The sequence below is a fragment of the Bordetella tumbae genome (assembly GCF_965139195.1).
Taxonomy (GTDB): Bacteria; Pseudomonadota; Gammaproteobacteria; order Burkholderiales; family Burkholderiaceae_B; genus Bordetella_A; species Bordetella_A tumbae.
The window spans coordinates 713859-725834 of sequence record NZ_CBCSJH010000001.1 but is presented as its reverse complement, the minus strand read 5'-3'; the positions used below and the strand labels follow the sequence as shown (position 1 = coordinate 725834).

General features: G+C 59.8%; 12 protein-coding genes. 6 read left to right on the top strand and 6 right to left on the bottom strand.

Annotation, left to right across the window (positions count from 1 at the left end):
- From ACNA0J_RS03470 to ACNA0J_RS03445, 6 genes are all read left to right on the top strand, one after another.
- The gene (locus tag ACNA0J_RS03470) at window positions 1-780 is read left to right on the top strand and encodes an SDR family NAD(P)-dependent oxidoreductase (protein WP_415816406.1); all 780 of its coding nucleotides are present in this window, start codon (window positions 1-3) and stop codon (window positions 778-780) included.
- Window positions 781-956: 176 nt separating this feature from the next.
- A complete protein-coding gene (locus tag ACNA0J_RS03465; protein ID WP_415816404.1) occupies window positions 957-1775 on the top strand; it encodes a Bug family tripartite tricarboxylate transporter substrate binding protein in 819 nt (272 codons plus the stop codon).
- Window position 1776: 1 nt separating this feature from the next.
- Window positions 1777-2967, top strand: a complete 1191-nt coding sequence (locus ACNA0J_RS03460; protein WP_415816402.1) for a CaiB/BaiF CoA transferase family protein — start codon at window positions 1777-1779, stop codon at window positions 2965-2967.
- Window positions 2968-2976: 9 nt separating this feature from the next.
- Complete coding sequence (locus ACNA0J_RS03455) at window positions 2977-3753, top strand: enoyl-CoA hydratase/isomerase family protein (RefSeq protein ID WP_415816400.1); 777 nt, start codon at window positions 2977-2979, stop codon at window positions 3751-3753.
- Between the two features lie 114 nt (window positions 3754-3867).
- Window positions 3868-4851 (top strand): Bug family tripartite tricarboxylate transporter substrate binding protein, encoded by a 984-nt coding sequence (locus ACNA0J_RS03450; protein WP_415816398.1) that lies wholly within the window; start codon window positions 3868-3870, stop codon window positions 4849-4851.
- Window positions 4852-5600: 749 nt separating this feature from the next.
- Complete coding sequence (locus ACNA0J_RS03445; RefSeq protein ID WP_415816396.1) at window positions 5601-6407, top strand: MBL fold metallo-hydrolase; 807 nt, start codon at window positions 5601-5603, stop codon at window positions 6405-6407.
- Between the two features lie 51 nt (window positions 6408-6458).
- Here ACNA0J_RS03445 and ACNA0J_RS03440 read toward each other — a convergent pair whose 3' ends face one another.
- From ACNA0J_RS03440 to ACNA0J_RS03415, 6 genes are all read right to left on the bottom strand, one after another.
- Window positions 6459-7331, bottom strand: a complete 873-nt coding sequence (locus ACNA0J_RS03440; protein ID WP_415816394.1) for a LysR substrate-binding domain-containing protein — start codon at window positions 7329-7331, stop codon at window positions 6459-6461.
- A 97-nt stretch (window positions 7332-7428) separates the two neighbouring features.
- Window positions 7429-8151, bottom strand: a complete 723-nt coding sequence (locus ACNA0J_RS03435; protein WP_415816392.1) for an ABC transporter ATP-binding protein — start codon at window positions 8149-8151, stop codon at window positions 7429-7431.
- On the bottom strand, window positions 8144-8896 hold the full coding sequence (locus ACNA0J_RS03430; RefSeq protein ID WP_415816390.1) for an ABC transporter ATP-binding protein: 753 nt from the start codon (window positions 8894-8896) through the stop codon (window positions 8144-8146). The genes ACNA0J_RS03435 and ACNA0J_RS03430 overlap by 8 nt, the downstream gene beginning before the upstream one ends.
- Window positions 8893-9906 carry a branched-chain amino acid ABC transporter permease gene (locus tag ACNA0J_RS03425; protein ID WP_415816388.1) on the bottom strand — a complete coding sequence of 338 codons (1014 nt, stop codon included), beginning with the start codon at window positions 9904-9906 and terminating at the stop codon, window positions 8893-8895. The genes ACNA0J_RS03430 and ACNA0J_RS03425 overlap by 4 nt, the downstream gene beginning before the upstream one ends.
- Window positions 9903-10772 (bottom strand): branched-chain amino acid ABC transporter permease, encoded by an 870-nt coding sequence (locus ACNA0J_RS03420; RefSeq protein ID WP_415816386.1) that lies wholly within the window; start codon window positions 10770-10772, stop codon window positions 9903-9905. The genes ACNA0J_RS03425 and ACNA0J_RS03420 overlap by 4 nt, the downstream gene beginning before the upstream one ends.
- A 16-nt stretch (window positions 10773-10788) precedes the next feature.
- The gene (locus ACNA0J_RS03415; RefSeq protein ID WP_415816384.1) at window positions 10789-11967 is read right to left on the bottom strand and encodes an ABC transporter substrate-binding protein; all 1179 of its coding nucleotides are present in this window, start codon (window positions 11965-11967) and stop codon (window positions 10789-10791) included.
- Window positions 11968-11976 lie beyond the last annotated feature (9 nt).

Below are 11976 nucleotides of genomic sequence, written 5' to 3'. Positions count from 1 at the left end.
ATGAACCAGACAAATACCACCGCGCCCGCCTCACTGCGGGGCCTTGTCGCCGTCGTCACCGGCGGTGCGAAAGGCATTGGCTTTGGCATTGCCCGCGAACTGGCGTCGGCCGGCTGTCGCATCGCGCTTTGGGACTTCGACGAAGGGGCGCTGCAGGAGGCCGAACGCATCCTCACCAGTGAAGGCGGGGACGTGAAGACCTTCAAGGTCGACGTCAGCTCCATGGAGCTGGTGGAGGCGACCGTAGCGCAGCTCTTGGCGACCCATGCGCGTATCGACATCTTGGTCAACAACGCCGGCATTGGCGGCGACAAGCTCGTCTCCAAGATGGATCTCGCGTTCTGGAGCCGGGTGATCGAGATCAACCTGCATTCCCAGTTCATCTGCTCCAAAGCGGTGCTGGCGCACATGGCGGAGAACCGCTTCGGACGCATCATCAACATCGGCTCTCGCGCCTGGCTGGGCAATCGCGGCCAGGCGGCGTACTCCGCATCCAAGGGCGCCGTGGTCAGTCTGACCCGCTCGCTGGCGCTGGAATACGCGCGCAAGGGCATCACCGTGAATGCCATCGCGCCGGGCATCGTCGAGACCCCGCTGTTTGAAACGCTGACGGAAGAGGTCCGGCAGAGTCTTCACAAGACCGTGCCGATGGAGCGCATCGGCCAGCCGGAAGACATTGCCCGCGCCGTCCGTTTCTTCGCGGAACCCGGCTCCAGCTACGTCACTGGACAGCTTCTCTACGTCTGCGGCGGACGCAGCCTGAGCAGCCCATCTGTTTGATGCCAACCAACAACAGGACAGCCGTGGTGAAACGCCGGACATTCATCAAATCTTTGGCGGCATTAGGGCCAGTGACCGCCAGACCAGCGTTTGCGCAGGAGTATCCGTCTCGGCCGCTCCGATTGCTCGTCCCCTACACCGCTGGCGGAGGTACCGATCTCGCGGCACGAGTCGTGATGAGGAAGCTAAGTGAGCAGCTGGGCCAGCCGATCATCGTAGAGAACAAGCCTGGAGCCGGGGCCGTACTTGCCTACGCCGAGCTCTTGCGAAGCAAATCCGACGGATACACGTTGACGACGGGCTCCAGCATTACATCGCTATTGAATCTCCTGAATAGCAAGTTGCCATTCGATGCCGCCACGGACCTGTTGCAGGTAGTCCCTCTGGCGAGCGTGCCGATTGTTCTGATCGCAGGCAACAAGGTTCCTGCCAAAAACATCGCCGAACTGATCTCTCATGTCAAGCAGAACCCGGGTATGAATTATGGAACGCCTGGTCCCGCGACTCCGCATCATTTGGCCGGAGTGCTGCTCGCTTCAATGGCTGGACTGCAAATGACCCACGTCGGCTATCGAGGCACTGCTCCCGCCGTTCAAGACGTCATCGGCGGGCATTTACCACTTGCGATCGTCGGGCTGTCGACCGCAATTCAATTTGCCCGAAGCGGTCAGTTGAAGGTGTTGGGTGTGGGCAGCGTAAAGCGCTCCGAACTGGCACCTGGGATCCCGACGCTGGCAGAGGACGGAGTGAAGGGGTACGACGCAAGCTACTGGTATGATATTTGCGTTGCTAAGGGTGTCCCGAAGGCCGTCGTGGGACGCCTGCATACTGAGGTCACCAAGTCCCTGCAGGACACCGAGGTCCGAACAGCTCTCACTGCGGCGGGACTCGAACCTATGGCCGTCACGCAGGATGAGTACCAACGGATGCTGCAAGCAGAGCGAGCCAAATGGGAGCCGATCGTCCGCGCCAACCATATCCAAATAGGTTCGTAGGATGCTGGCGAACTCGCTTAAGGGCTTGAGGGTTATTGACTTCACCCAGGTGATGGCAGGGCCGACCTGCACCCTGTGCATGGCCGATCTCGGCGCTGATGTCGTGAAGGTCGAGGCACCTGCAGGCGATCTCTCGCGGGCGCTCTCGCCCTGGGTCCACGGAGAGGGCGTTCCCTTTCTGGCGCTCAATCGCAACAAACGCAGCATCGTGCTGGATCTCAAGCAGCCGTTGCACCGGCAGGCGGCGTTGCATCTGATTGCGAAAGCAGATGTCGTGGTGGAGAGCTTTCGCCCGGGCGTGATGGCCCGGTTCGGGCTGGACTACGTCTCGGTTTCTGCTGAAAACCCGCGGCTGATCTACTGCTCGATCTCGGCTTACGGCCAGCACGGAGCCGCAAAAGACCTGCCGGGCGTGGACGGCGTACTGCAGGCGGTCAGTGGCCTGATGAGCGTCACAGGCGCACGCGATGGAGAGCCGTGCAAGGTTCCGGTGCCAGTGGTCGACCTGATGACGGGGTCGCTGGCCACGATCTCGGTTCTGGCCGCCCTTGCCGAGAGGCAGAGGACGGGCTTGGGGCAGCACGTAGAAGCCAGCATGTTTGCCAGCGCCATTGCGCTGCAGCACGTGAGTTTTGCGTCCTATCTTGCGGATGGCGAGGTGCCCGGTCCACAAGGCAACGCGGCGCCCTATGCCACGCCGAACGAAGCGCTTCGTTGTGCCGATGGATGGGTCATGGTGGCGGCATATCACCCCGCGCGATGGCAGGCCTTGTGTGTCGCCATCGGCGCGCCGGAACTGGCATCCGATCCGCGCTTCGCCGAGAACAGGAGCCGGCTGCAACACCGCGAGGCGCTGCTTCGCTTGCTCGAAGCACGGATGCTTGCCCATCCCCGTGCTTTCTGGCTCGAGAAGTTCACCGCCGTGGACATTATTTGCGGCCCCATCAACGACTATGCAGAGGTGACGCGGTCCGCGCCCTTTGTCGAGGCAGCGCTCACTGAGCGCCTGCAGCATCCAGTCGCAGGCGTTCTGACGATGCCACGCAGCGTATTGGGTGCGGTTGGTGAGCGTCCTCATGCACGGAGAACTGCACCCACGATCGGACAGCACACCCGAGAGGTGCTTGTCGAACTCGGCATGTCGCCTGAAGACATTGAGGCGGTGACAGCCGCCTGCCCTACACATAACTGAAGCAATCCCATGCCCATCACCAAGACAGTCCAAGATGGCGTCGCCATCGTTACCCTTAATCGGCCAGAAGCCATGAACTCGATCGATCCTGAGTCGAATGAGCGATTGCTCGAGATCTGGGAAGAGGTATCGAACGACGAAGGCATTCACGTAGCCGTCCTCACCGGCGCGGGCGAGCGTGCGTTTTGTACAGGTGCAGACCTCAAGAAAACGATGCCACCCGCCGACAGCGCAGCTCGACAGGTCTTTCGTGCTGGGAGCAAGCATTTTAACTTTGGTACGCTGCACACAGACAAGCCGGTCATTGCTGCAATCAATGGCTATGCCCTCGGTGGTGGACTGGAACTCGCGTTGCTTGCGGACATCCGGATCTGCTCTGAAAACGCCCAGTTCGGCTTGCCGGAAGTGCGGGTCGGCAGCATCCCGGGGGCCGGCGGGACGCAACGCCTGATCCGTGCTGTGGGGCAATCGGACGCGATGTGGATGCTGCTGACGGGTGAACGCATCGATGCTAACGAAGCCTGGAGAATCGGGCTGGTCAGTAAAGTGGTGCCCCTGCCCGAGTTGCAGGCAACGGCCCTACGCCTGGCACACACCCTGGCCGCCAATGCCCCGCTGGCGATGACGGCTGCCAAGCGCCTGGCGATGACCGGGCGGGAACTGCCGCTCGCTGGCGGGCTGGAACTGGAACGCCAGGCCTTCGGGGTGCTGAGGGACAGTGAGGACCGGCTGGAGGGACGCCGGGCCTTCGCCGAAAAGCGCCCTCCGGTCTTTCGGGGCCGCTGAGAGCCTCGTCGAGAGGACTACTGCGCCATCGTTGCATGTCCTACGAAGCTTGTCGCCCGGTACCCTCCCTTTCAACCCCGATGTGACAGACCTGTATTCATCCTGGAGCAGCTCGTGAAAAACCCTCTTCCCACGTGGCTATGTAAGCTCGGCATTATCATGGCCGCGTCTCTCGGCGCATCACAGGCTGTTGCGCAGCAAACCAGCCGGCCCCCGGTAAAAATCCTGGTGGGTTTCTCCCCCGGTGGGACGTTGGACGTGGTGACCCGTGCGCTTGCGGACCAATTGAGTGCCCCGCTGAATCGGGCGGTCGTGGTGGAGAACAAGCCGGGAGCCGGCGGTAGGATCGCGATCAATACGCTACTCGCCGCACCAGTCGATGGGAGTGTGGCGATGTTGTGTCCGGACTTCCTTGAATCGATCTATCCCTTCGTCTTCAACAAGCTCGACTACGATCCTCAAAGGGATATTCTGCCGGTGTCAACGGTGGTCGAGTTTGCGATGGCGTTGGCGGTTCCCGCTTCCTCATCTTCCAAGAGCTTCCGCGAGTACGCTGATTGGGTGCAGTCCAACCCGGAGAAGGCCTACTTCGGCCATGCCGCGTCAGGCGGCCCGACGCACTTCCTAGGATTGCAGATTGCCAAGGTTATTGGTGCTCCACTGCAAGACGTGCCTTTCCAAGGCGCAGCCCCCGTGATTACGAACCTTATGGGAGGCATTGTCGCTGCAGGAACTTCCACCGTCGGAGACTTTGCGCAGCACCACAATGCCGGCAAACTGCGTGTGCTGGCCGTCACCTCTGCCCAGCGTTCTCCACTTCTGCCGGATGTACCGACCTTCAGCGAACTTGGCCGAAAGGACCTCACCGCAGTTGGCTTACTGGCCATATGCCTGGCCCCCGGTACGGCTGCGCCTGTCGTTTCTGAATGGAGCACGTCCGTCCGCAAGGCGGTTGCGACCGAGCAGTTCGCGAGCAAGATTCGAACGCTCGGCTTTGTGAACATGGGAAGCTCGCCAGCTGAAGCGCGCGCCAGGTTCAAGGAAATGCGCGACTTTTGGGAACCGGTGGTCAAGGAGTCGGGATTCAAGGCAGACTAAATACCAGTGCATTGTTCGGTTCATCGCCCGCCCCGGGCACAAGGCCAGCGTCGTTTCATTCGTTAACTCCAACGCGTCGTTTCATATCTGAATCGGCCACATCCAAATATGGCGCATATCGACTATCCCCCTGCTGAGTCCCTTCCGCCGCCGCTTCAGGAAATGCTCCGGACCAAAGGGTCAAATGTCTTCCGGATGTTGATGCATTCACCGAGGATAGCGCCCGGTCTTCTTGCCTTTGCAGAGGCAGTCAAGCGGGAAAATTCTCTGCCTGCTGACTTGGCGGAGTTAGCGATTCTTCGTGTGGGTTACACCTGTAGGGCAACCTACCAAACGTCAAGGCACGAGCGCTACGGCCGATTGGCCGGCTTGTCCGGAGCGGCGATCGAAGCAGCACGATCCAACAAAGGTATCTCTTCGATTCGGTCCATCGAGCGGACAGTGATCTTCTTGACTGACGACATTCTGGCGAACGACGGACTGTCTTCAGAGGGGCGGGAGCAAGCGTTGCGAACCTTCGAAACAGGGCAGGTGTCTGACCTGGTCTTGACAGTAGGACTCTATAAATGCGTGTGCTACTTCCTTCGGAGTTTTGGGATTGACATCGAAACTTCGTTCTGATCAGCCCTATATGTCGAGCGCATCACGGGATGAATCGCAACTTTGGGAACGGAATTCGACCTCGGCCGTTGCGGACTTTCGCAGAAGAAGACCATAGGCTTCACCACGTAGATCTAGGAAAGAGAACGATGCCAAATTACATTTGTGAAACCTGCGGAACGCAATACGCAGAATCCGACCAGCCGCCGCTCCAGTGTCCCATATGCGTGGATGACCGACAGTATGTCGGGTGGGGAGGTCAGAAGTGGACCACACACGATGCTCTGATAGAGAAGTACAAGCTTCGAATCGAAGAGGACTGTGGTCTGCTGGGTATTGGCATGCCGAATGGGTTCGCCATTCCGCAGCGGGCGCTTCTCCTGCCGACGGACGCCGGCAATATTCTTTGGGAATGCGTGAGTCTGGTGACAGACGAGGCCGTTGCCGCAATCAAGGCGCGTGGGGACGTAAGAAAAATCATCATCTCACATCCTCATTTCTACGCATCCATGATCGAGTGGAGCGAAGCTTTGGGCGGCGTACCGATCCTGTTGAACGCTGCAGATAAAGCGTGGATCCAGCGAGAGGCGCCTCAGATCGAATTCTGGGATGGGGATGTGCATAGGGTTTCCGATCAGGTGACACTCCTTCGCGTCGGCGGCCATTTTCCAGGAAGCTCGGTGCTTCATTGGAAGCAAGGGCCACGTGCGGGCGGTGCGCTTTTCCCGGGTGACGCGTTGCAAGTGGTATACGACCGACGGCACGTCTCGTTCATGTACAGCTATCCGAACTTCGTGCCGATGAAGTCCAGTGACATTCGGGCGATGCGCGAGCGGTTGAACGGCTATGATTTTGCGGACGTGTTCGGATTTACCTGGGGCTTGAACATCATCGGCGACGGCAGGGCCGCGGTGGACGCCTCTTTCGATCGATTTCTGGCTGCAGTCGATGGCTGAGGGAGGTCTGTCGTGACCACGTTGCTGGCGCGCGACAGTCTGACAACGTCCCTATCGGACCGAACGGATCCAGTCGCGAAACAGCCGGACGGGGGGCGTGGTCGCTTTCATGGCATCGCAGACAAGGTAATAGCCGAGTTCTGTCTTGGCGACGTGATCCGCGGCAATGACGAGGCGCCCGATGCGCACGTCATCCTCCACGTAGGCTCGTTGAGCCATTGCGATACCAAGGCCATCTGCTGCTGCCTGGTAGCACAAAGCAGCATTGGCCAGCGTGATTCCTCGCTGCCGCGGGGGATCCACCAACCCGGCGGAGCTGAACCATATCGGCCAGGCTTCCGGACGCATCATGGAGTGCAGCAGATTCGCGTGCAGCAGATCCTCAGGCGCTCGCACCTGCGCAGCCAGACTGGGTGAGCAGACAGGGAGAAACTCGTCATCAAACAGGTGATCCAGTTCGACATCGGTCCACTCGCCCATACCGTGCCGGATCGCACAGTCGACCCCTTCGAGCCGGATGTCGTCAGCTATCGCAATCGTGGCGATCTCCAGATCCATGTCGGGATGGCGCGCGTAGAAGCCGTGCAGGCGAGGAACCAGCCAGCGGATCGCCAAACTGGGCACCACTTTCAGGCGCAGCCGTTTTTCCGCCGCCTCGTTCGTCACTTCGCTCAACGCATCGTTCAGGCGATCAAACGCATCCGAGACGCGGAGAGCGAGTCGTTCACCCACCGCTGTAAGCTCGATTTCGCGACCAGACTTCTGAAACAGCTGTACGCCAAGCCCCGTCTCCAGATGCTTGATCTGCTGGCTTACGGCACCCGGCGTGACATGGAGCAGGTGCGCGGCGCGCGAAACCCCCCTGGCTCGGCATACCGCGTCGAACACACGCAATGAGCCTAGGAGTGCGCGCAGCGTCTGCATGACCAGATAGGAGCGCGGAGTAATTCGGCCCTTGCGACGAGGATGACCACCGGCCACAACAGACCGCGATGTTGACGTTGAGCGTCAGGCGTCGGCTTCAGCACTTCTGGATACCTATGGTTCGGTTCAGTAGTTCCTCTTCGTCTCGCAGCGCTGCCGCTGAGCCCGAGTAAGCGGCGATGCCGCGTTCCAGCACGATGACGTTCGTGGAAAACTCGAGAACGACGTCCACATGCTGCTCCACGAGGACACAGCCGACGCCCAACTGATCGCTCATTCGAACGATGGCATCCATCAACTCCTCGCGCACCATCGGGGCCAGACCTTCCAGGGGCTCGTCTAACAGCAGAATGCGAGGCTGGCCGACGAGGGCTCGCGCCACGGACAGCATTTGCTGCTCGCCGCCCGAAAGCTGCGTGCCGCCGTTGCGTTGCCGCTCCTTGAGGCGCGGGAACAGGGCATAGATCGGTGGCAGGGCAACGCTCGCCGAGCGCCCCTGCAGGCCTGACAGCAGATTCTCTTCCACCGTCAGCGACGGGAAGATGTCGCGGCTTTGTGGTACGTATCCGAGGCCGGCTCGGGCGCGCGCATACGTGCTCGCGCCGCTGATGTCGTTGCCGCCGAAATGAATGCGCCCCTTCATCAAGTCGGCCAGCCCCATCGCTGTCGCCAGTGTCGTTGTCTTGCCCGCGCCATTGCGTCCGATCAGTCCGAGACGCTCGCCCTCACGCACGCAGAAGCTGAGGTGCTCGACAACCGGCACACCGCTATAGCCTGTCGTGACGTTGTCGAACCGAAGTTCAATATGGGGTTTAGGCATGACCGTCTCTGCCAAAGTAGATTTGTTTGACTTGTTCGTTGGCGGAAACTTCCTGCGGCGACCCCTCGACCATCACCGCACCGGCTACAAGAACGATGATGTGCGAGGCAAACCGGAAGACCAGATCCATGTCGTGCTCTATGAGCAGAACGGACAGGTCCTTCGGCAGGCTCTCGACAGCGTCCATGATGCGACCGCCTTCTCCTTGCGGTACCCCTGCACCTGGCTCGTCAAGCAGCAGCACTTCGGGCCTCATTGCAAGTGCCAGGGCGATTTCCGCCAATCTTTGCTCGCCGAGCGCCAATTGCCCCACCACCCGATTCGCGAAAGGCTGCAGCCCCAGTATGCCTAGCGTCTCGTAGACTTCCTCGCGAACCTGTATAGAACGCGCGCGTGAGGGCCACCACTGCATGGATGCCCGTTGCCGCTGCAGCACGGCGACCTTGACGTTTTCCTCCACAGTGAGGTCTTTGAACAGACGGCTGATCTGGAACGTGCGGACGATACCGTTGCGCACGCGCGCGTATTGCGGTAGCTGGACGATGGACCGACCATCGAGCAAGATGTCACCGGACTGCGGGCGCAGCGATCCACTCAGCAGGTTCACCAAGGTCGTCTTGCCGGCGCCATTGGGTCCGATCAATGCCGTGCGGGCGCCCTTAGCAAGGGCGAGCGAGACATTCTGCGTGACGGCTAAGCCTCCAAAGGAGTGGCACAGATTCTGGGTTTGCAGTCGGAAAGTCATTTGGATCTCCTGCTCGCACCCAGCCGCTTCGCGTATACCATGGCGCGATCTAGAAGCCCGATCAGACCTTCAGGTAGGACGATGAGTACGACGATCAGCATCGACCCGATAAAGAACAGCCAGTGATACGGGTTAAATGTTGATGCGATATGGTGGATTGTCATATAAGCGACAGTGCCGAGCACCGCACCCGAAAGACGGCGGGTGCCACCCAGCACGATCATGACCACGACACCCGAAGACGTTGTGAAGTCCAGCATGAAGAGATTGGCCACCTTGCTGGTTTGCGCCGTCAACGCGCCAGCAAGACCTGCCACAATGCCGCCTACGGTGTAGATGGCCAGCAAATGCAGGTAGACACGGCCCCCCAACGCCTGGACCCGTCCGGGGTCATGCCGGATCGCCTTGGCCGTCAGACCAAAAGGCGACTCCACCAGATTGCGAACAAGGAAGTACACAAGAACTAACGAACCCAGCGCATAGAAGTAGCCAGTGTGGCCGAGGAAGTTGAATTCCCAGATGCCGAACAGAGGGCCTATGTTGAAGCCCGCAAGACCGTCGTCGCCGCCGGTGAGCCACCTGGCCCAGTTGGCCAACTCCAACAGAAGTTGGGCCACTGCAATGGTCAGCATGACCAGCGTGAGCTTGGTCGCCCGCAGCATGATGGCACCACTCAGCAATGCGATCAAACCACCACCCAGTGCGCCCAGCAGCAGGCCAACGATGGGATCGGCCGTCAGGTACAGCGCCGTCCAACCTGCCACGTATGCGCCGCTGCCGTACAACGCGGCCTGACCAAGGGTTGCGATGCCTGCTTGGCCAAGCACGAGGCTTAACGACAGCGCAAAAATTGACATGGTTGCCATGTTGGTCAGCAACCCGAGATCGTGAGGGAACAGCACGAAGGCCAGCAATCCCACCAGCGTCAGCACGATCTCGACACGCAGTTGCGTCCACGGGCGGGTTGGAGGCGAATCGACCATCGCCAAGGGTGGACTCGCCACGCTCATGCCTGCCTCCCGAATAATCCTTGCGGACGCACCAGCAAAACGATAATCATCGTCAGAAAAAATGCGGCAGATGCGAGCTGCGGAACCATGTATTTCATGAAGGTCTCCACAATACCAAGCAGCAACGCTGCGAAGAATGAGCCAAACAAATTTCCGTTGCCCCCCACCGCCACTACCGCCAAGAGAATCACCAGGTACTTGGAGGCGTAGGTAGGCTCCATCGGCAACAACTCCGCGCCAGCGATACCTCCCAACGCCGCAAGTGCTGCGCCGATTGCAAAGGTGGCCGCGTAGATCTTCGTGGTGTCGATACCGATGGTCCGTGCGATGGGTGCGTTGTCGACCGCGGCACGCACTCGGATGCCGAAAGACGATCGGTCCACCGCCAGCCAGAGAACGATGACGACAACCAGGCCGCAGGCAACAACAATGAGCCGATGCCGGGGGATCGAACGAAAGCCAAGATCCACCGAGCCGGTGAATGCTTCGGGCAGCGCGACCGATGTCACCGAGGATCCGAAGAGCAGGTTTACTGCGGCCGTCGCGACAAACATCAGCCCGATCGTCACCAGCATCTGATCGAGATCGTTGCGCCGGTACAAACGGCGCAACAGGATGTGCTCGAACACCAACGCGATGAGGCCGACCAAAACGATCGCAAGCACGAAGCCCACGCCGATCGGTACGCCCAGGTGCCGAGGAAGACTGGCAGCGAGAAACCCGCCCAGCATGGCAAATGCACCATGAGCCAGATTCACTACCCGCATGAGACCCATGGTCATCGACAGACCCACGGTGATCATGAACAGGATCATCGCATATGTGACCCCGTCGATCAGAATGCTGCTAAGAAGAGAAAGAGACATGTCTGCCGTCCTGGGGTTACTTGGACGCGTTCTGAATGCGCCCGTAGTCGGGTTGCATCTCGAAAGTCCGGAACTCCCGGTTGACGTATCGGCCTAAAGCATCTTGCTCAACCACGCGCATGTAGACGTTCTGCACAAAATCGCGGGAGACCGGATCGATCTTCACAGGACCACGGGGGCTTTTCCACGAAAAGCCCTTGGCGGCCGCCAGGGCCTTGGCGCCATCGCGCTTGCCATCCGTTGCCTCGACCATGTGATAGATCACATGCAAGCCGTCAAATGCGTTCACCAACTGAACGGTCGGGATAGCCTTGGGTGCCACTTCGCCCAAGGTCTTGATGACGACGTTGTTCAATGGCGAGTCGTGTGATGCCGAATAGAACAAGCCGGTCTCGATGCCGAGCAGGTCCGGACCGATCGCGCGCAATTGATCTTCATCGGTTTCGGCAGTGCCGAGAAAGCGCACGCCCGCAGCCCTCAAGCCTGCTTCGTTGTAGGCTTTAACCATTGCGTAGGTGGCGGGGCCACTCGGGCCGAAGACATAGAGCGCATCGGGCTTGAGCGCCTTCACGCGTTGCATCAGGGGGCCGAAGTCAGTCGTCTTCAGCGGGGCGCGGATCGCTTCGAGCAATTTTCCTCCGCCGTTGACGAACTCGGTGGTGAAGGCCTTTTCTGCATCGAGACCTGGGCCGAAATCGCTGACCAGCGTAACAACATTTTTGACGTCTTTCTCCAGTGCGTACTTGGCGACGGGCACTGCCATCTGTGGCAGGGTGTACGAAGTTCGCAAAAGGTAGTCCGATTTCTCGAGAAGCGAAGATGTTGATGCGTTGAATATCACGACAGGCACCTTGGCCTCTCGCGCGAGCGCCGCTACGGCCAATGTATCGGGCGTGAAGTAGAGGCCGCCGATGTACTGGGCGCCCTCTTTGATGATGAGCTCCTGCGCCAATGCTTTGGCTTGCGCGGGGTTGATTTCAGGAAGATCGCGAAAAATGACCTGGACCGTGTGGCCTCCCGCCGTTGTTCCATTGAGCTTCTGATACGCCTTGATTGCACCTTCCCACGTTTGGCCAACTGCGGAGAATGGTCCCGACATGGGGGCGATAACACCAACTTTGATGACGTCGGCCCAACTTGGGAACGCGATGGTCGCAAGGGATACCGCAACTGCGGCGACGAGCTTGATGGTCATCTGATCCTC